22 protein-coding genes are annotated in these 20,434 nt (G+C 45.2%); 13 read left to right on the forward strand and 9 right to left on the reverse strand.

Features of this window, described 5'->3' with window-relative positions; genetic code table 11:
* Window positions 1-29 precede the first annotated feature (29 nt).
* From BBC0178_RS06390 to BBC0178_RS06410, 5 genes are all read left to right on the forward strand, one after another.
* Window positions 30-389, forward strand: coding sequence for a hypothetical protein (locus BBC0178_RS06390; protein ID WP_078039581.1), 360 nt, complete (start codon window positions 30-32; stop codon window positions 387-389).
* A gap of 52 nt (window positions 390-441) precedes the next feature.
* Complete coding sequence (gene purL / locus BBC0178_RS06395; protein ID WP_078039582.1) at window positions 442-2,649, forward strand: phosphoribosylformylglycinamidine synthase subunit PurL; 2,208 nt, start codon at window positions 442-444, stop codon at window positions 2,647-2,649.
* A 63-nt stretch (window positions 2,650-2,712) separates the two neighbouring features.
* The gene (locus tag BBC0178_RS06400; RefSeq protein WP_077971639.1) at window positions 2,713-2,946 is read left to right on the forward strand and encodes a BolA/IbaG family iron-sulfur metabolism protein; all 234 of its coding nucleotides are present in this window, start codon (window positions 2,713-2,715) and stop codon (window positions 2,944-2,946) included.
* A 101-nt stretch (window positions 2,947-3,047) separates the two neighbouring features.
* On the forward strand, window positions 3,048-3,380 hold the full coding sequence (gene grxD / locus BBC0178_RS06405; RefSeq protein WP_077971641.1) for a Grx4 family monothiol glutaredoxin: 333 nt from the start codon (window positions 3,048-3,050) through the stop codon (window positions 3,378-3,380).
* Window positions 3,381-3,452: 72 nt separating this feature from the next.
* Window positions 3,453-4,733, forward strand: a complete 1,281-nt coding sequence (locus BBC0178_RS06410; RefSeq protein WP_078039583.1) for a multidrug effflux MFS transporter — start codon at window positions 3,453-3,455, stop codon at window positions 4,731-4,733.
* Between the two features lie 229 nt (window positions 4,734-4,962).
* On the opposite strand, the gene ttcA is transcribed toward BBC0178_RS06410, so the two are convergent.
* The 4 genes from ttcA to BBC0178_RS06430 all read right to left on the reverse strand — a co-directional run bounded on the left by ttcA (window position 4,963) and on the right by BBC0178_RS06430 (window position 8,627).
* Entirely contained in the window at window positions 4,963-5,796 is an 834-nt protein-coding gene (gene ttcA / locus BBC0178_RS06415; protein ID WP_078040390.1) for a tRNA 2-thiocytidine(32) synthetase TtcA, read from the reverse strand.
* Between the two features lie 81 nt (window positions 5,797-5,877).
* Entirely contained in the window at window positions 5,878-6,495 is a 618-nt protein-coding gene (gene rpsD / locus BBC0178_RS06420) for a 30S ribosomal protein S4 (RefSeq protein ID WP_075870585.1), read from the reverse strand.
* Between the two features lie 502 nt (window positions 6,496-6,997).
* Window positions 6,998-7,804 (reverse strand): glutamate racemase, encoded by an 807-nt coding sequence (gene murI, locus BBC0178_RS06425; RefSeq protein WP_078039584.1) that lies wholly within the window; start codon window positions 7,802-7,804, stop codon window positions 6,998-7,000.
* A gap of 1 nt (window position 7,805) precedes the next feature.
* Window positions 7,806-8,627, reverse strand: a complete 822-nt coding sequence (locus BBC0178_RS06430; protein WP_077973553.1) for an RNA methyltransferase — start codon at window positions 8,625-8,627, stop codon at window positions 7,806-7,808.
* A gap of 908 nt (window positions 8,628-9,535) precedes the next feature.
* Between BBC0178_RS06430 and map the strand changes: the two genes are divergently transcribed.
* Window positions 9,536-10,366: a type I methionyl aminopeptidase gene (map, locus tag BBC0178_RS06435; protein ID WP_077971647.1), complete on the forward strand. Its 831-nt coding sequence runs from the start codon at window positions 9,536-9,538 to the stop codon at window positions 10,364-10,366.
* Window positions 10,367-10,382: 16 nt separating this feature from the next.
* Window positions 10,383-11,156: a RadC family protein gene (gene radC / locus BBC0178_RS06440; RefSeq protein WP_077971649.1), complete on the forward strand. Its 774-nt coding sequence runs from the start codon at window positions 10,383-10,385 to the stop codon at window positions 11,154-11,156.
* A gap of 89 nt (window positions 11,157-11,245) precedes the next feature.
* Here the strand turns inward: radC and BBC0178_RS06445 are convergent, their stop codons facing one another.
* The 5 genes from BBC0178_RS06445 to BBC0178_RS06465 form a co-directional block, all read right to left on the reverse strand.
* Complete coding sequence (locus BBC0178_RS06445; RefSeq protein ID WP_077971651.1) at window positions 11,246-11,458, reverse strand: DUF3126 family protein; 213 nt, start codon at window positions 11,456-11,458, stop codon at window positions 11,246-11,248.
* An 84-nt stretch (window positions 11,459-11,542) separates the two neighbouring features.
* Window positions 11,543-12,352 (reverse strand): serine O-acetyltransferase, encoded by an 810-nt coding sequence (gene cysE / locus BBC0178_RS06450; protein ID WP_225868290.1) that lies wholly within the window; start codon window positions 12,350-12,352, stop codon window positions 11,543-11,545.
* Window positions 12,353-12,406: 54 nt separating this feature from the next.
* Window positions 12,407-13,180 carry an alpha/beta fold hydrolase gene (locus BBC0178_RS06455; RefSeq protein ID WP_078039585.1) on the reverse strand — a complete coding sequence of 258 codons (774 nt, stop codon included), beginning with the start codon at window positions 13,178-13,180 and terminating at the stop codon, window positions 12,407-12,409.
* Window positions 13,181-13,182: 2 nt separating this feature from the next.
* Window positions 13,183-13,662: a DUF192 domain-containing protein gene (locus BBC0178_RS06460; RefSeq protein WP_078039586.1), complete on the reverse strand. Its 480-nt coding sequence runs from the start codon at window positions 13,660-13,662 to the stop codon at window positions 13,183-13,185.
* Window positions 13,663-13,742: 80 nt separating this feature from the next.
* Window positions 13,743-14,321, reverse strand: a complete 579-nt coding sequence (locus tag BBC0178_RS06465) for a cold-shock protein (protein ID WP_078039587.1) — start codon at window positions 14,319-14,321, stop codon at window positions 13,743-13,745.
* Between the two features lie 224 nt (window positions 14,322-14,545).
* On the opposite strand from BBC0178_RS06465, the gene gloA reads away from it, so the two are divergent.
* The 6 genes from gloA (at window position 14,546) to BBC0178_RS06495 (ending at window position 19,968) form a co-directional block, all read left to right on the forward strand.
* Complete coding sequence (gene gloA, locus BBC0178_RS06470; protein WP_077971659.1) at window positions 14,546-14,986, forward strand: lactoylglutathione lyase; 441 nt, start codon at window positions 14,546-14,548, stop codon at window positions 14,984-14,986.
* A gap of 124 nt (window positions 14,987-15,110) precedes the next feature.
* Window positions 15,111-16,244, forward strand: coding sequence for an ABC transporter substrate-binding protein (locus BBC0178_RS06475; protein ID WP_078039588.1), 1,134 nt, complete (start codon window positions 15,111-15,113; stop codon window positions 16,242-16,244).
* A gap of 113 nt (window positions 16,245-16,357) precedes the next feature.
* Complete coding sequence (locus BBC0178_RS06480; RefSeq protein WP_078039589.1) at window positions 16,358-17,434, forward strand: branched-chain amino acid ABC transporter permease; 1,077 nt, start codon at window positions 16,358-16,360, stop codon at window positions 17,432-17,434.
* Window positions 17,434-18,492 carry a branched-chain amino acid ABC transporter permease gene (locus BBC0178_RS06485; protein WP_078039590.1) on the forward strand — a complete coding sequence of 353 codons (1,059 nt, stop codon included), beginning with the start codon at window positions 17,434-17,436 and terminating at the stop codon, window positions 18,490-18,492. The genes BBC0178_RS06480 and BBC0178_RS06485 overlap by 1 nt, the downstream gene beginning before the upstream one ends.
* Entirely contained in the window at window positions 18,489-19,271 is a 783-nt protein-coding gene (locus tag BBC0178_RS06490) for an ABC transporter ATP-binding protein (protein WP_078039591.1), read from the forward strand. Before BBC0178_RS06485 ends, BBC0178_RS06490 begins: the two co-directional genes overlap by 4 nt.
* Entirely contained in the window at window positions 19,258-19,968 is a 711-nt protein-coding gene (locus BBC0178_RS06495) for an ABC transporter ATP-binding protein (RefSeq protein ID WP_077971665.1), read from the forward strand. Before BBC0178_RS06490 ends, BBC0178_RS06495 begins: the two co-directional genes overlap by 14 nt.
* Window positions 19,969-20,434 lie beyond the last annotated feature (466 nt).

Raw genomic sequence — 20,434 nt, forward strand, 5'->3', positions numbered from 1 at the left:
TATCTAGCGAGTTGTTCGTTTTATCCGTTATGTTAGCGCTCGTAGCCTGCACCGAAAAAGTTGGTCCGGGAAATATCGAACTTGCCAGCGGGGAACCGGCATTAAAGACCATGGAACGTGTAGCGCTAACGGCCAATCGCTGCTGGTTCAAATCGAATAAATCGGAATTCAGGCGCTATGGTTTTGAACCGGAATTGCAGTCATATTCAGGTCGCCCGCGCATGCTGATCGTTCCCAAAAACACACCTGGTGGCAAGCCGATTTTAGTCGTTGAAGCTGAGGGTAATCCTGCAAGGGTTTCCGTTTATGGTCCGCTTATGGCAACCACTCATGGCAATGCTATAGCCGAGGACATCGACCGCTGGGTCAAAGGCGATAACCAGTGCTGATTGAAAATTTTTTAGCGATGCTGAAAATAAACTTGTTTGATGGAGCCAATCAATGAGCGTGAAGAACGACATTGCCATTACACCCGAACTCATTGCTGCACACGGATTGAAGCCCGACGAATATGCGCGTATTCTCGAGCTTGTCGGTCGTGAGCCATCGTTCACAGAACTCGGAATCTTTTCGGCAATGTGGAACGAACATTGCTCATATAAATCATCGAAGAAATGGCTCAGAACGCTTCCTACAAAAGGCGATTGCGTGATTCAGGGGCCTGGTGAAAATGCCGGCGTCGTAGATATTGGCGATGGCGAATGCGTTGTCTTCAAAATGGAAAGCCACAACCACCCTTCCTATATCGAGCCATATCAGGGCGCGGCCACCGGTGTTGGCGGAATTTTGCGTGATGTGTTCACAATGGGAGCAAGACCGGTTGCGGCCATGAATGCGCTTCGTTTTGGTTCACCGGATCATCCACGCACGAGACATCTCGTCTCCGGCGTGGTTTCCGGTGTCGGCGGATATGGAAATGCATTCGGTGTACCAACCGTTGGCGGCGAAGTGAATTTTGACAAGAGCTATAATGGAAATATCCTCGTCAATGCATTTGCTGCGGGTATCGCTAAAACCAATTCACTTTTTTATTCCAAAGCGGAAGGTGTGGGACTTCCTGTTGTTTATCTCGGCGCCAAAACCGGTCGTGACGGTGTCGGCGGTGCGACCATGGCTTCCGCCGAATTTGACGAGACAATTGGTGAAAAACGACCTACTGTTCAAGTAGGCGACCCCTTTACCGAAAAATGTCTGTTGGAAGCGTGCCTCGAACTTATGGCATCGGGTGCCGTCATTGCCATTCAGGATATGGGGGCAGCCGGCCTCACCTGCTCTGCCGTTGAAATGGGAGCAAAGGGCGATCTCGGTATCGAACTTGATCTGGATCGTGTACCGGTTCGTGAAATCAATATGTCAGCTTACGAGATGATGCTTTCCGAAAGTCAGGAACGCATGCTGATGATTTTGAAACCGGAACTCGAAAAAGAAGCCGCTGCAATCTTCAAAAAATGGGGTCTTGATTTTGCTATCGTCGGGAAAACGACTGATGATTTACGCTTCCGCGTTCTTCATCACGGTGAAGAAGTCGCCAATCTTCCCATTAAAAAATTGGGTGATGAAGCGCCGGAATATGATCGGCCATGGGTAAAACCTGTAGAGGCTAAAGAAATAGATATCGCCAATATCCGACAGGTAAATCTGCAGGATGCGTTATTGAAACTTCTGGGTTCTGCTGACCAAAGTTCGAAGCGTTGGGTCTATGAGCAATATGATACCCTTATTCAGGGAAATAGTCTGGTGCGCCCGGGCGGCGATGCCGGTGTTATCCGTGTCGAGGGGAATGCCCATAAGGCACTTGCTTTTTCTTCCGACGTTACACCGAGATACTGTCAGGCTGATCCATTCGAGGGCGGTAAACAAGCTGTTGCCGAATGTTGGCGTAATCTCTGTGCAACCGGTGCCAAACCGCTTGCCTGTAGCGACAATTTGAATTTCGGCAACCCTGAAAAGCCTGAAATTATGGGCCAGCTTGTCTATGCAATCAAAGGTATTGGTGAAGCATGTAAAAAGCTTGATTTTCCGATCGTATCCGGAAATGTTTCGCTTTATAATGAAACCAATGGCGAGGGCATATTGCCTACCCCCACAATGGCCGGTGTCGGTCTGATCGAGGATTGGCATAAGATGGCAAGAATTGATGGAATGAAAGACGGAGATCTTATCATTCTCGTTGGTGATTGTGGCTCCCATTTAGGACAATCAGTTTATTTACGCGATATTTTGGGCAAGGCAGAAGGTACCCCTCCCCACGTTGATCTTGACAAAGAAAAGAAAAATGGCTGTTTCATCAGAAAATTGATAACAGCCGGAATGATCACCGCTTGTCACGATCTTTCTGATGGCGGCTTGGCAATTGCTCTGGCGGAAATGGTTATGAAATCGCATCATGGTGTAAGTGCGAAATTAACCGGAAAGACGTCGGCACATGCAGAGCTCTTTGGCGAAGATCAGGCGCGTTACCTGATATCTGTCAATGCCGACAAATATGCCGCTGTTGAAGAACAAGCCAAACAAGCCGGCGTAAAACTTACCAATCTGGGTAAAGTGACCGGTCAGGATCTTGTCGTTGAAGGACACATAAAACTCTCTGCCAAACAACTCGAAAATGCCTATGAAAGCTGGTTTCCGGACTTTATGGAAAATAAGTAACAAACCGTCGATTAGCTATTCAGCTTATGCTATTCTGACCGAATAAAATATAGGAGATGCATTATGGCAATGGACGCACATGAGATTGAGAAACTCATTCGTGATGGCATTCCCGATGCCAAAGTGACAATCCGCGATTTGGCCGGTGACGGTGAACATTATGCAGCCGAAGTCGTTGCCGAAAGCTTTCGCGGCAAGAACCGTGTACAGCAACATCAAATGGTTTATAACGCTTTGAAAGGCACTATGGGTGGTGTGCTTCATGCACTTGCCCTACAAACCAGTGTACCGGATTGACGCGGACTTTATTGCGAAAGGGCTTGTTTCATTCCCTTTTTAACCATACATATAACTCGATTTTTCGATAGCCTTAAGTGGCTTAAACGGAAGGAAAAGAAATGACCGCTGCCCGCGATTTTATTGATAACGAAGTCAAATCCAATGACATTGTGCTGTTTATGAAAGGCACTCCCGGTTTTCCCCAGTGTGGTTTTTCTGGACAAGTGGTACAAATTCTGGATTATCTCGGACTTGACTATAAAGGTGTCAATGTATTGACTTCGGACGAATTACGCCAAGCAATTAAAGACTATTCCAATTGGCCAACCATCCCGCAACTTTATGTAAAGGGAGAATTCGTTGGCGGCTGTGATATCATCCGTGAAATGTTCCAGAACGGTGAATTGCAGAATTTGCTTGAAGAGAAAGGCATAGCTGTTAAAACTGCCTAAATCATATCAGGACTATTGCCATTTTAATCATTGTGCCGGTCTTATGATCGGCACTTTTGTTATAGGGACCCCATGTCACATAATTCGAGCGAACAACAGCACATAGATGAGGTAAAGGCAAATCTTGGCTATAAAGAATTTATAGTCATGATCGCAACACTTATGGCGACCAATGCAATAGCCATTGACATTATGTTGCCGGCAATGACTGACATGTCCCATAGTCTTCGGATGTCGGGGGAAAATGACCAACATTATATAATTTTTTCGTATCTTATCGGCTTCGGATTATCGCAATTGTTATTCGGGCCGATCAGCGACCGGTTTGGACGGCGCAAGCCTATCATAGCCGGTTTGATATTTTATTCACTTTCATCCGCAGCCTGTGCCTTTGCTCCAAGTTTTGCATGGTTATTGATATTGCGGGCTATTCAGGGAATCGGAGCGGCGGCAACCCGCGTTCTCACAGTTTCCGTTGTGCGTGACATATATGGCGGTCGCCAAATGGCTGAAGTTATGTCCATTGTCATGATGGTCTTCATGATCGTTCCGGTTGTTGCGCCGGCAATCGGTCAAGCAATTATGGTTTTCGGTCATTGGCAATTCATCTTTCTCTTTATGGCATTGGCCGGTACCCTTATCGCTTTCTGGGTTTATTTTCGCTTGCCCGAAACTTTGTATGAGGAACGTCCTCTAACCTTTTCGTCTGTTGGAGAAAGCCTTGTGATGGTCCTCTCAAATCGCGTTTCTCTTTGCTATACGTTGGCATTTTCGATGGCGCTCGGGGGTCTATTTTGCACCCTTAACACCTCACAACAGATTTATGATGGAATTTATCATCTTGGTCCGTGGTTTCCTGCGGCTTTTGCTCTTGTCGCCGCTTTTCAGGCCCTTTCCGCTTTTCTGAATTCGCTATTTGTGGGCCGCTTCGGAATGCGAAAAATTTCCCATTCTCTGTTGTTGATTTTTTGTTTCGCATCATTGATCTGGTTTATCGGCTCGATTTCTGCAGGAGGATCCACTCCATTTATATATTTCATGGTGCTGCTTATCATCATCATGTTTTCCTATGGTGGATTAGGTGCCAATTTCAACTCGCTTGCCATGGAACCACTCGGAAAGGTTGCAGGAACTGCTTCCTCGGTATTCGGCTTTCTGCAAACGATTATCGGTGCAGGATTGGGATTTGTTATTGCGCAAAAATTTGACGGTACGACAATTCCGATTGCAGGAGGATTTTTTCTGCTTTCATGTGGCGCAATCATATTGATACTGATAGCCGAAAAAGGAAGGCTATTTTCCGGAGCCCGTCATAGATCTCATGTTACGCTCATGAATTCAGACAAAGATTGAGCCCGCTATACCGGACAACATCACAAACTTACGATAGAACCGCTTGTCTTCTGCTGTTTCAGAATTGGCTTTCAGTTGTTTCTTAAAAGCAAATAAAACTATCCCTGTTCCAACATATTAAAGCCGGATAGTTTTATTGTCTTATGTCGGAAAAAGACCTATTCGATCTTTATTTTCCGCCGGCTCCATAACCGAAAGATAAGTGTTAAGGAGTGGAATAAAAACATACTTAAAGACCACTGAAATCGAAAAGCTTCTTGTCCAACAAGTGGCTTGGACGAACATTTGTCAATGCACGTATCATCGTGTCTTTTCGACCGGGCATTTTCTTTTCAATATCATTCAGCATATTTTTCATTGCATTGCGCTGAAGACCGTCCTGACTGCCACAAAGATTGCATGGGATAATAGGAAACTGCATAGCTTCGGCAAATTTTGCGAGATCTTCTTCCGCTGCATAGACAAGCGGCCGCAAAACCAGCATATCTCCCTCGTCATTTACCAGCTTGCCCGGCATGGCCGCCAAACGTCCGCCGTGAAAAAGATTCATGAAAAACGTTTCCAGCACATCGTCCCGATGGTGCCCGAGAACCAAAGCCGAGCACCCCTCTTCACGCGCAATCCGGTACAGATTGCCCCGCCTTAATCTTGAGCACAGCGAGCAATAAGTCTGGCTATTGTCCAATTTTTCAGTGACTATCGAATAAGTGTCCTGATATTCAATCCTGAAGGGAATTCCATAGTGTTTCAAAAAGTCCGGTAAAACATTTTTTGGAAATCCGGGTTGCCCCTGATCGAGATTGCAAGCCAAAATATCAACCGGCAATAGGCCGCGCCATTTCAGATCAAGGAGAAGGGCAAGCAATCCATAAGAATCTTTGCCACCAGACAAAGCGACGAGCCATTTCTGCCCCGGTTTAATCATCGAAAAGTCATCCAACGCCTGACGCATATGCCGCAACAAACGTTTTCTGAGCTTATTGAATTCAACAGTTGAAGGAGCATCACGAAATAGCGGATGACAACCATCAACATTATCGTCGATATCATTCAGTGCAACCATTTCACCTTCCTTCAAAAATGTCCTAAAACAAAAACAGGGAGCCGATGGGCTCCCTGTGTAAACAGCAAATTTAATTCACGATTAACGTGAATAGAATTCGACAACCAGATTTGGTTCCATCTGGACAGCATATGGAACATCGGCAAAAGCCGGAATACGTGTGTAGGTTGCCTTCATCTTGGTGTGATCGGCTTCAATGTAATCGGGAACATCGCGTTCCGGCAACTGGGTTGCTTCAAGAACAAGTGCCAATTGTTTCGACTTTTCGCGAACTTCAATTACATCACCGGGCTTGCAACGATAAGATTGAATGTTGGTGCGACGACCATTCACATTCACATGACCATGATTGATGAACTGACGGGCAGCAAAGATTGTCGGAACAAATTTTGCACGATAAACAATTGCATCAAGGCGTGATTCGAGAAGACCGATCAAGTTTTCGCCTGTGTCACCACGACGACGGCCAGCTTCTTCGTAAATGCGGTGGAATTGTTTTTCCGAAATATCACCATAGAAACCTTTCAGTTTCTGCTTGGCGCGCAATTGGGTGCCATAATCGGAAAGCTTGCCTTTACGGCGTTGACCATGTTGACCCGGACCATATTCACGGCGGTTAACCGGAGACTTCGGACGCCCCCAAATGTTTTCGCCCATGCGGCGGTCAATTTTATATTTCGTAGTTTCGCGCTTGCTCATCGCATTTCCTTAAAATTCAATATCGAAACAATATTTATTGTTTCCGGGAAACGCGCCCTCCTCTGCCCATGAAAAATCATGAACTGACAGGACAAATCGCGCAAGCTTTGCGCAAATGTCCACGGGACACGTCGGTTAAAGCTTTATCGTCTACCGAAAAAACTTGTGAGGTTCTTTAATGAAATTAACATCCGAAGTCAAGCGGACGGACCTATATAGGTTGAAAAACAGCGTCTATTTTCTGCGATTTTTGGCACAATACAAAATGAAGTTTGTAAATTTCGTTCCAAAAACAATTTTAGGGTCGAAAAATGCGCCTGAATGCAGATTAAAAAGTTTAAACCGGTTCGGTTGTCCGTGTAAATTAGCTGCAATCCGTTAGAGCCCTACGCTTGCCCTTTCTTCAATTTTATCGAAGCCAGTCCTAAAGGATACGATCTTGTATCTTGGTCCTTGATTAAACACTGAAATTATGTGGTATCCCGATTTTGAAATTAAATCTTCATTCTTGACCAAGTGGCGTCAAACGCAAACCGAATCCATGAAGCAATCTGTTTGTCGCATAGTCGGTCCTGCCGGAGGTAAAATGGGCAAGATCAAGATGTTCCGTCAGAGTCTGGACTTGGTCGGCATCCGGAAGCAAAGATAATGCACGTTTTGCTACTGCTTCTGCAGGATCTATCCAGTCAACCGGCCACTTTGCATTTTTGCGGAACAGATTGACAAGAAATGGATAATGTGTACAAGCAAGTACAACAATATCGGTGTGATGGCCGTCTTTCTCGACAAAGCACGGCGCTATCTCTTGTTTCAGAGATGCGCGATCAACCGGCTTTCTTCTTAAATAATCTTCTGCAAAACCGGCCAATTTGGCGCTTCCCACGAGTCTGACGTGACACTTGGAAGCGAAAGAGGAAATGAGTTCATGCGTATAGGCACGTTTGACGGTTCCCGGTGTTGCAAGAACCGATATCAAGCCCGAACGTGTCTGTTCGGCAGCGGGTTTTATCGCAGGGACTGTTCCGATAAAAGGCACATCGGGATGGGCTCGACGCAAATCCTTTAAAACCAGAGTGGATGCGGTGTTGCAGGCGACAATGCAAAGAATCGGATTATAAAGATTCAATAACTTTGCAAACAGGTCAATAATATGGGATTTGAGCTCATCTTCTTCCCAATTCCCATACGGAAAAGCAGCATCGTCTGCGATATAGATAAATTTTCGATCGGGAATAAAAATACGCGTCTCGCGCAGTACCGTAAGCCCGCCGATGCCACTGTCGAAAAACAGTATAGGCCGTTCTGTCATTTTAATTACTATTTTCCTTTGTCCGTTTACGATGGTCCGGCGCCCCCGCCCCGCGCGGCAGTTTGGGTGAAAAATGATCGAGAGAAGAAACAACCCCCCTTAACAGGCGTATTTCCGGCTCGCTGAATGCTGCACGAGTGAGAACCGAACGTAAGTTCTCCACCATGATCTCTTTGCGCTCTTTCGGTCGGAAATACCCGCGAACATCCAACGCTTCTTCCAATTGTTCGAAAAGGCCGTAGAGCGTGGCTTTATGCGCCGGTTCCATTTCCTTGTTACGAAATGCGGTGTCAGTTTCCCGTTCCAAACCGGATTTCATCCATTCATATGACATGAGCAAAACGGCCTGAGCAATATTCAGAGAAGCAAATGCAGGATTGACAGGGAAAGTTACAATTTCATCAGCCAGACTGATTTCCTCATTATTCAACCCCCATCTTTCCCGACCGAATAAAATGGCGGTATGCTGTCCCGAATTTTCCTTTATCCGCATAGCATCTGCCGCTTCTACTGCACTCCTTACCGGTTTGAAACCATCACGCTCGCGGGCGGTCGTAGCAAAGACAAAGTTTATGTCAGAAATTGCCTCCCGCAAACTATCAAAAACCCGAGCCCCGTTAATGATATGATCTGCTTTGCTGGCAGTGGCTATAGCTTTCTCGTTTGGAAACTCTTCCCGTGGGTTGACAAGCCGCAATTCGGAAAGACCAAAATTCGCCATAGCGCGTGCCACCATACCAATATTTTCCGGCAATTGTGGTTCGACAAGTACAATAACGGGACCACCCGTCATATTTTCTCTTTTCCTATCTGTTCCAGCCATCTCATTACTTCTTTTATTTTTGATGCGTTTTAATGCGTCTTTCACAGAACCTCAACCAAACATTAACCTTGATCTCGAAAAGAACGACAAATTGCCTTTTTCATGCCTAAATCCGGTCATTTTTGCAGATGATATAAATTTTTATTGAACCTGTGGCTATGGGGGACGAGAAAATGAACATTGAAATTAAAACAACAATCACACTAACAGCAGTTGCTATTATCACAACAATCATGGTTCTTTGCGCCAATATGACCATTAGCGACGTTCTGGCAATTCTCTAACTTTTTTCAGGACAATTGCCTGTCTGGATATTCATATCCGGTTAAAATATTCCGTGTCTTATTATCAATATCGTTTCACACTACCGATAATAGAGTTTTGCCCGACGAATGATTTCTTCCCGCAAACGTTGTCTCGGTACCATTTTCGATTTTCTAATTCCGTTTTTGATGTCCTATAAATATTTTTCAATCCCGATGACCGTCCCTGTTTCCATTTGTTCAACCTGTCAAATAACTTGATGAACAGACCTTGAATGAATCAATAATATTTCTTAGGGTTTGTGTCCATCATCCCGCCCCCACGTCGTCTTAATTGATTTTAACCGGTTTTGCAGGGAGCCAGCGGAAATGGCATGAATTTTTCATCGGTCAAAAAGACGTTATCTTAGCGGCCCTCGGCTTAATTATTCCGATAAATAACGTGCAATCATATCGATCACAGATTATGCTTGTCTCGATTTAGTGGTAACATGCTGCTTTGAATTCACCTTCGATAAGATTAGTATCTACCAGTCTCACGAAGGCTCGTTTGAAATAGAAGATCGGAATATCGCTTGGGATATGGCATGGAATTGAAGTTGTTCAATATGCCGGTCGTATCAAAAGATAGAAATAGTTAGGCAAATGGTTAGTTACGTCAATTATAAAAATGCACCTGTAAAATACACCGGACAAATCCGCATTTACGATGAAGAAGCCTTCATTGGAATGCGTAAAATTGGGCGGATCGCAGCAGAATGTCTAGATGCACTTGTCGACATCGTCAAACCGGGAGTAACCACTCAAGAGATTGATGATTTTGTGTTCGCATTTGGTGCCGATCGTGATGCTCTGCCGGCAGATCTGAATTATCGTGGTTACACAAAATCCTGCTGTACATCGATCAATCATGTTGTTTGCCATGGAATTCCGGAAAACAAACAACTTCATGCCGGTGATATTGTGAATGTTGACGTAACATTTATCAAAGACGGTTGGCATGGTGACACCAGCCGTATGTATCCTGTTGGTCCGATAAAAAGAGCTTCAGAACGTTTACTCGAAGTCACGCACGAATCGCTCATGCGCGGGATTGCGGCAGTTAAACCGGGCGCTACTGTCGGTGACATTGGCGCTGCAATCCAGCGTTACGCCGAGTCGGAGCGTTGTTCTGTCGTACGTGATTTTTGCGGCCATGGTGTAGGGCTTATATTCCATGATGCACCGAATATCCTTCATTACGGAAATCCCGGTGAAGGACCAGAATTACGCGAGGGAATGATTTTCACAATTGAACCGATGATCAATCTTGGAAAGCCGGGTGTCAAAATCCTTAATGATGGCTGGACCGCAGTCACCCGTGACAGATCACTTTCGGCGCAATATGAGCATACAATGGCAGTCACAAAAGATGGTTGTGAAATTTTCACTCTTTCACAAAATAATACTTACTACGTTCCCGTAACACATTCATGAGCGGGAACCTCATATCATGGCCAAGAATCCGGATGAAAATGCGTTTTCCGAAGAAGCGTCCTTTGCGTTAACGCCCGGACTCTCCGGTCGAAAGCCGGATCTATCGAAAGATAACCTCATTGCAGAGAATAAAGGACACCGTGAACGATTGCGCCATCGTTATTTCGAAACCCACGGTGTCGGTTTTCCTGATTATGAATATCTGGAACTCTTGTTATTTCGTTCGATTCCGCGCGCAGATACGAAGCCATTAGCCAAGGCCTTATTAAACCGTTTCGGCAGCCTTGCCGATGTACTCGGTGCCGATATTGGACTTTTGCAGGAAGTTCCCGGATGTGGTCCTTCTGTAGCACGGGATTTAAAAATCCTTTCGGGTATAGCCGAACGTGTAAACCGTGCGGAATTACGTAAACGGGATATTTTTTCATCGTGGGATAAGGTTCTTGGCTATTGCAAAGCAGCTATGGCCCATGAAACAAGGGAGCAATTCCGTGTCCTTTTTCTCGACAAGAAAAATGGATTGATTGCTGATGAAATCCAGCAAATTGGCACTATAGATCACACACCTGTCTACCCAAGGGAAGTGGTCAAACGTGCGTTACAACTTTCTGCATCGGCACTTATTCTTGTTCACAATCATCCCTCAGGCGACCCGTCGCCTTCTCGCGACGACATCTCGATGACGCATATGATCAAAGATGTTGCAAATGCCTTGGGCATAACAGTCCATGATCATATCATCATCGCACGCAATGGTTATGTGAGCTTTCGTGCAAAGAAACTTCTCTGAACAAAAATAAAACAAGCCGCTAACGAATGTCAGCGGCTTTATGCAAAAAAATTATCGGCTTGCGAGGATATTAATCATCAACATTTCGACTATTCGTCGAGATCGATATCAAGAATTGCCATCGAAAAATTGTAAGACAATTCGCCTTCATCCTCGTCACGATAAATCACCCCGAGAAACTCGTCGTCAAGATAGAGCTCACAAGAATCATCCTTACGAGGTCTGGGCTTTACTTGCAGTGACCGGTTTTGAAATTTGCGCTTAAAGTAGCCATCAAGTTTCTTGATTTCATCAGGCTTCACAGCGATCTCCTAAAAATTGCAATCGTTAAACAAAATGCCAGATAAGGTACAACTTCGTTTCTGTAAAGACGCGGGTCTTTCATTTTACTCATTAATTGACTGATCCATGCTTAGTGCCGGTTCGTTATCTGCTATTTTTCCAACCACTTTTGCAGGCACACCGGCCACGGTACTATACGCCGCAACTGGTTTTAGAACAACAGAACAAGCCGCAATCTTTGCGCAATCGCCCACCGTAATATTGCCGAGAACTTTTGCACCTGCACCAATCAGAACACCATGACCGATTTTAGGATGCCGATCGCCGGACTCTTTGCCTGTTCCGCCCAACGTCACATCCTGCAACATGGAAACATTGTCGCCAATGATTGCTGTCTCTCCAACAACAAGACCTGTTGCGTGGTCTAAAAAAATACCCTTGCCTATACGGGCTGCCGGATGAATATCTGTCTGGAATACCGATGACGACCGCCCCTGCAAAAATAGTGCGAGATCTTTTCTGCCTTTGAGCCATAGACTATGAGCAAAACGATGAGCCTCTATAGCCAAAAACCCTTTTAGATAAAGTACCGGCTCCATAAAGCGGTTGCATGCCGGATCACGATGGAACACTGCCGATATATCACTGGTGATAATATCTTCCAGATGATCCATCGTATCAATCTGTTCGACAAATATTTGCGACAGCAATTCTTCATTGAGTTCGCGCGTCCAAAGCCGTGCAGCAACCCGACCGGCGATCATTTCCGATAAATTGGCGCGATCAAGGATGGCATGTTGAAAAAATTCGCCTAAAGCAGGATCCTGTTCCGATGCTTCCATTGCTTCTTGTTTGATATTTTTTAAAAGTAAGGCGGGGGCGATAGCTTCACCCTTTTGTTCACAGCAAGGCAATTTTCTTAACCTTCTCTTTTGCGGGCAAAATGTTTGCCCTGTCCATACTCATTGTCAAGCAACGGGATAGCGTGCCAAAAAATTGATGACACCCTTTTTATAGACAGGATCACCAACTGCCAACATGTGATCTCTGTTCGGAATTATTAAAGCTTCTCCATGGGGCAGTAAAGCCACAAGAGGTTCAGCTTCGCCCGATATTTCGTCCAGAGTTCCAACAGCCACCAATGCAGGTTGTTTTATCGAGTGGACTTCGGCTGCTGTCAATTCCTGTTTGGACGTAATGACACAAGCTGCAAGTGCTTTCCGGTCGCTTTTCGTCCTGTCAGCGAACTTTCTGAACATCAGTCCCCGTTTATTGGTAATCTTCGAAATATCTTCTGCCAAAAGTGCTTCCGCCACGGGTTCCCAGTTTCCTGCACCGGTCACCATGCCAATACCGAGCCCACCGAAAATAGCGCTATTAACATAATCGGGATAGAGAATAGACATATAGGCTGTGATTCTTGCCCCCATGGAATAGCCCATGATTTGAGCCTTTTTGATTTTTAGATGATCAAGAAGTGCTACAGCATCTCCTGCCATTGCTTGTGGCGTATAAACAGCAGGATCATGGCTCTTATCGGAAAAACCGTGTCCACGGTTATCAATCGCTATAACCCGATAGCCAGCCTCATTCAGCGCACGAAACCACCCCGGTGCATACCAATTAACATAAGAAGACGAGGCAAAACCGTGGATTAATAAGACCGGTTCACCAACCCCCTCTTCCCGGTAAGCAAGTTTGAACCCGTCATGATGGAAATATTGTACGTCTTCTGCACTCATGTCTAATCCACTTTACATTCACCACATATAGCCGGATGAACGACTTTTTGACCAATCTTTATGTCGTTTTTTCGGACTTCACCAGCATTAAGTTCGATTGTAAAGGCAGCCGCCACATGTGATGAAACAATTTTTGTTGAGTATGGTACCGCATTTTCTGCAATCGATACAATGATTCCCTTGTCATCGAGGAACACCATATCGAGCGGTAACGGTGTATTTGCCATCCACATTGTCACAATGCGAATGCCCGGAAAAACGAATAACATAGCTCTATCGGAAGGAAAATCCGCCCTATACATTAGTCCGGCTTCATTCTCTTCCGGTGTCTTGGCAACTTCGACATTATAAGAGATTTTACCACTGTCTGTGATGATAACGAGGGGCGCTCTGTCAACAGGTAAACGCATTGGTTCTTGAGCATATACCCCTTGCCCCATCGTAAATAACAAAAAGATAAAACCCGCAACCAGACTTTTCATGAAAGGAAACTCCCCAAAAAACTTGCGAGTCTTTTAAAAGCTATAATTTTGTGGAAATATATTACCAGAAAAATAAAATTCTAATGTGTAGGGAATGGTATAGCAATATCCGGATGGATTTCCGCAGCCATAAGGCCTTTTTCACCCCGTCCATAACGTACCAGAACAACCTGACCGGGACGTAATTCGGCAAGGCCAAAACGCCGCAGGGTTTCCATATGGATGAAAATATCTTCTGTCCCTTCACCCCGCGTCAGAAAGCCAAATCCTTTCTCCCGATTGAACCATTTCACAATTGCGCGTTCCAAGCCGCTTTCCGGTGTCACCACAATATGGGTACGTGCAGGCAATTCCGAAGGGTGGACAGCAGTAGAAAGGTCTATCGATTTAACCTGAATGCATTGCAAGCCACGTTCGCCTTTCTTGACCATGCAAACAACACGCGCACCTTCGAGCGCTGTATGGAAACCGTCACGTCTCATTACAGTCACATGAAGAAGGATATCCGGAACACCGGCAATATCCGGAACGATGAAACCATAACCTTTGCTTACATCGAACCATTTGATGCTGCCACTTATTTCGACAACATCCGTTGCTGCTGTTTCAGAACTATCTTGAGATGGAAGAAAGCCTTCCAATATTTCGTCACTCGCCATAATTCTTACAGTCCTATTAATAGTAATTAATCACGTATGATTCTCTTTACGACCAGTTAATATAGCTCGGTCCTAGTGGCGCAAGTCCCCTTAACAAGATTTCCCCAAATAGTAGAAGCCCAATCGCAAGAAATCTTTTTCAACCATTTTTACATCGATTGCGATATTCACATCGACTTCAAAAACCGTTAAAATTTTTTTGACCAGAGAAAGTGAGAAACAAAATGCGTTACCTACACACTATGGTTCGGGTTAAAGACCTCGAACAATCACTCCATTTCTATTGCACCGTATTCGGACTAACGGAAACCCGCCGCATCGAAAATGAAAAAGGGCGTTTTACCCTTATCTATCTGGCTGCGCCCGATGACATGGATTCGGCCAAAAATAAGCATTCTCCGGAACTCGAGCTTACCTATAACTGGGATAAGGAAGACTATCACGGCGGGCGCAATTTCGGCCATCTGGCTTATGAAGTGGACAATATCTACGAAACTTGCAAACATTTATCAGAACAGGGAATCGTTATCAATCGGCCACCGCGCGACGGACATATGGCTTTTATAAAATCCCCTGACGGCATATCCATCGAATTATTGCAAAAAGGCGAAAAACTCGCACCCCAAGAACCGTGGGCTTCTATGAACAATACTGGAACCTGGTAAAGCTATTCTTGTGTTTTTTTAATATAGATGGATTTTGGCTTCGTAACTTGTGCAGGAAACCCGTTCATATTATGAAGTTTTATTATAATAAATTCATTCTGAAAAAAGAGAGGGATAAATCATTATGGCTTTCAAACAATTAATTGCGACAGCGATCGCTGTCACAGCACTGAATTTCAGTGCTGTTGCCGACGAACCAATTAAAATAGGAGTGTTTCTTCCGCTAACCGGACAAAACGCTTTTGGCGGCCAACTCGAGCTTGAAGGTGTTCAACTTGCCAACAAAATCAAGCCCGAAGTGCTCGGGCGCAAAGTAGAACTTGTCGTTGTCGACAATAAATCCGACAAAGTCGAGGCAGCCAATGCGGTCATGAGACTTACCGCGTCCGATAAAGTCAACGGGATTATCGGAACTTATGGTTCGTCGCTAGCACTTGCCGGTGGCGAGGTTTCAGAGCCCGCAAAAACTCCCGCAATTGCAACATCGGCAACAAACCCGCTCGTCACCCAAGGGAAAAAATATTATTTCCGTGCCTGTTTCATTGACCCTTATCAGGGCGCCGGAGCGGCTACATATGCCTTTAATACGTTACACGCGAAAAAAGCGGCGATCTTGAAGGATGTTTCTAACGATTACGCAATCGGGCTAGCAAACTTTTTCGACAGCTCCTTCAAAAAACTTGGCGGCGAAGTCGTAGCAAACCTTAATTATAACTCGGGTGATCAGGATTTTTCGGCTGCCCTCACCCAAATTATTTCTGAACAACCGGATGTATTATTCATTCCAGCCTATTTCGCCGAAGGGGCCATTATCCTGAAACAGGCTCGTGAACTTGGTGCAACATTCCGTATTATGGGTGGCGACGCCATGGACAACCCCGAAACAGTTACAATTGGCGGAAGCGCTGCCGAAGGTTTCCTCCATACGACCTTCCCTTATGACGCCAATATGCCGAATATGCCCGAGGCGGCTGCAAACTTCACCAAAGAATGGAGAGCTACCTATCCCAACAAAGAACCGAATGTTAACGCGGTTCTGGGTTATACCTCTTATATGATGTTTATGAATGCGATTGAAAAAGCCGGAAGCAGCGACCGCGAAGCAATTACAGCCGAACTTGCAAAACTGAAAGACTTCGAGACGCCATTCGGTGCTATGACAATGGATGAAAACCATAATCCAGAAATTCCGATCGGCGTTATCGAAATCAAGGATGGAAAGCGTGTTTATCTCGGTGAGGTAAAACCTGCATTATAAGGGGATAAATCCATTTTAATGAACGATCCGGTCGAAATAAACTCGACCGGAGCAATTTGGTTGTGTATGTGCTTTCTTAACAATACGCGTTAGAGTATCAGGAAGGCTAAAACATGAGCACGGAAATGTTCATTCAACATTTCTTTAATGCTTTGGCGTTAGGGGCACTATACGGATTAATAGCCATTGGATACACAATGGTTTATGGCATTTTGCGACTCATCAATTTCGCTCATGGCGATATTTTTATGCTTGGTGCCTATTTTGTTTTTTTCTCGACAATCAGCTTTATGCCGGCATGGGCGGCGGTACTCCTCCTCCTTTTGGCAATTGTCGTTTATTATTCTGTCTTTATCGGTTTCAAAAAACCGATAAAATCCTATTGGGCGGCTTTATTCATCATTCTGGTTTTGGCGCTTGCTTATTATGCGTTCATAAGCCCGCAGAACTTTACGCCTGTCTGGCTGCTTGCCGTTTGTTTTGCTGTCTTTGTAACCAGTGCGGGTGGTATCGCGGTCGATCGTATCGCTTACCGTCCTTTGCGTGATGCACCCCGTATTTCAGCGCTTATCAGTGCAATCGGCATGTCATTCCTTATCGAAAACCTTGCAACTGTGCTATTTACCGGTGTGCCAAAAAGCGTAAAACAACCGGAACTCCTTGTAACACCCATTCAATGGCATCTTGGCGAAGGCGCCCAAGGGGTCATCCGCATTGTGCCAATGGCTCTGATCGTACCCATTGTTTCACTGGTGCTTGTTGTTCTTCTTTTATGGATTATCAATAAAACCAAACCGGGTCTGGCTATGCGCGCTATTTCACGTGACATTGAAACAACGCGGTTAATGGGTGTATCCGTCGATAAAATTATCGCTTTTACATTCGGTCTGGGGTCGGCACTTGCAGCAATTGCCGGTATTATGTGGGCGCTACGTTACCCGCAAATAAACCCCTATATGGGGGTCATTCCCGGGCTTAAGGCCTTCATTGCAGCAGTTATCGGCGGTATTGGGTCGGTTGAAGGCGCAATGTTGGGCGGGCTGCTTTTGGGATTTATCGAAATTATGATTATTGCATTTTTCCCGTCGCTTTCGGGCTATCGGGATGCATTTGCCTTTATCATGCTTATCATGATCCTGCTTGTTATGCCGACTGGGCTCATGGGTAAGAAAAGTGAGGAAAAAATCTGATGTCAAAATCCTCGCAAATCATACTTTCGTTGATTTCGATTGCATGCCTTATAGCGTTTTTGTTTTATGCGCAGAGTAACTTTGATGCTTACACTGTGCGTATTTTGAATCTCATCGCAATCAACGCAATTCTGGCGGTGTCGCTCAACCTTATTTATGGTTTTACCGGAATGTTTTCATTGGGTCATGCCGGTTTTATGGCCATCGGTGCTTATGTTTGTGCTATCTTGCTTTTGTCACCGGAACAGAAACAAATGATGTGGATTTTGCAGCCAATGTTCGGTCCGCTTCAAAATTTACAAGTACCATTTTTCTTTGCTGTGGTTTTGGGCGGCATTTGCGCAGCGATTCTCGGTCTCGTTATTGCGATACCTGTTTTGCGACTGGGTGGAGACTATCTCGGCATTGCAACACTGGGATTTGCCGAAATTATACGTGTTGTCATTACCAATGCCACACCAATTACAAACGGTTCGCTCGGTATTAAAGGAATACCGCAATATGCCAATTTATGGTGGAACTACGGTTGGCTCGCCTTCACCGTCGCCTTTATTGTGCTCCTTTTAAAAAGCAATACAGGAAATGCACTTTGCGCCATCCGTGATGACGAAATTGCGGCCAAAACTATGGGCGTTAACACATTTTTCTACCGTACATTATCTTTCACAATCGGCGCATTTTTCGCCGGTGTCGGAGGTGCGCTGACTGCTGCACTTATTTCGACAATCGATCCCAAAATGTTCAACTTTCTTTTGACTTTCAATATTTTGATGATTGTCGTGGCCGGTGGTCTCGGGTCCATTACCGGTAGTATTATTGGTAGCGTTATCATTACGGTAATGTTGGAGTGGTTACGTATTGTCGAGCAGCCAATCGATTTCGGTTTCATTCATATTCCTGGAATTCCGGGGCTTAGAATGGTTATTTTCTCGATATTGCTGATGGGAATTATTCTGTTTTGGAGAAGCGGCTTGCTTGGAACACGTGAATTCTCATGGAATGGTATTTATCGCTTTTTCAAGAAAAATTCTGAAGCCCGAAGCGGAGACCGTTCATGACTGACGCGATATTAAAACTCGATCATGTCACTATGCGATTTGGCGGACTAACGGCTGTTAACGATATCAACATTGCTATCGAACGGGGCAGCATTGCCGGCCTCATTGGCCCCAACGGTGCAGGGAAAACCACTGTTTTCAATATGATTTCTGGCTTTTATACCCCGACAACCGGCACAATTACCTTTGACGGGGAAAAAGTCTCCGGCCTTCACCCCAATGTGGTTTGTAAACGTCATATCGCCCGCACTTTTCAAAACATCCGCTTGTTTACAGGATTAACCGTTTTACAAAATGTCATGGTTGGCGCACATGTGCGCCAAAAAAGCCCGTGGTTTGCAAGTGCCTTATTCATTCCGTCAGCGGTAAGGGAAGAAAAACACATTCGTGAACAAGCACTTGACCTTTTGGATCGCGTTCACCTTGCTGATCTCGCCAATCAGCCTGCAACGGCACTCCCCTATGGCGCACAAAGACGTCTGGAAATTGCCCGGGCCTTGGCCACCGAACCGGAATTGTTACTTCTTGACGAACCGGCCGCCGGTATGAATCCTCAGGAAAGTGAAGAATTGCGCGATTTCATTTCACGAATAAGAAAAGAGTTCAAGCTCACTATTTTGCTGATTGAGCATGATATGCGTGTTGTTATGGGTCTGTGCAACCACATTTGGGTATTGGAATATGGTGCCCTTATTGCGAATGGTACACCGGAAGAAATCCGCAATAATCCGAAAGTTATCGAGGCCTATCTAGGCGGAGAAGTTGATGAACATTCTTGAGATTAACGATCTTCGTGTAAATTATGGAGCAATCAAAGCTGTGCAAGGCTTGTCCATGTCTATCAAGGCAGGCTCGATTGTCACATTGATCGGAGCAAATGGCGCCGGAAAAAGCAGTACGGTTCGCTCGATAGCAGGACTGAACAAATCGGTATCAGGTGAAATCCTCTATAAAGGTGAAAATATCCTCGGAAAACAGCCGGAGGAAATTTTAAAAAAAGGAATTGCCTTAAGCCCTGAAGGGCGGCGCATCATGCCGCATTTGACCGTTTTGGAAAATCTCGAACTTGGTGCCTATATCCGCAAGGATAAAGACGGTATCAAGCGGGATATCGAATGGATTTTTGATCTTTTCCCAAGGCTCAGAGAACGGTCAAAACAATTGGGCGGCACCATGTCGGGTGGCGAGCAGCAAATGCTCGCAGTCGGAAGAGCGCTTATGAGCAATCCCGAACTTGTCATGCTCGACGAGCCGTCATTGGGTCTTGCCCCCATTCTCGTTCAGGAAATTTTCTCTATTATCCGGAAAATCAACGAGATGGGCAAAACAGTCCTGCTTATTGAACAGAATGCGTTTGCTGCACTATCGGTCGCCAATTATGCCTATATTCTGGAAGTTGGTAAAATCATTCTGGAAGGCGAAGGCAAAACCATGCTCAAAGACCCGCGCGTGAAAGCAGCCTATCTCGGGGGGTAATAATTCTGCCGGTGTTTATCGAGCTTATCCTGAAATAAATTTGCGCAGCGAATTTTATTCGCAATTTTGTAACACGACTATTCAAGAAGTCGAGCACCGTTTTTGACAGGCACAGTTTTGGTGACCCGGTTGGTTATCCGTATCAAAAAGCTAACCAAGAGTCGTGTAGATGATTTTTTAAAGCGTTCTTTTTGATCCTGATGTGAAATATCCGAAGATCATGTTGAGGCATAATTTATCTATCGCTTTTCGTCATCCGGCTTGTTTCATCCGCGTCAGACAGTCGGTCACCGATTATGTATAAGAGTTTTTAAAGCGTTCGTTTTGATCTCAAAGCGAAATATCCGGAGAGCATGTCGAGGAATAAAATATAGGCAGAATATTTCGGCCCTCAAAACACCGACAAGCCTTAAAACGCGCGAATCCGATCGACAAAACCCCGAACCAACTCTTTCTTACGGGCCTT

Origin of the sequence: Ditibartonella apihabitans (assembly GCF_002007485.1) — a bacterium.
In the GTDB taxonomy this organism is placed as follows: Bacteria; Pseudomonadota; Alphaproteobacteria; order Rhizobiales; family Rhizobiaceae; genus Bartonella; species Bartonella apihabitans.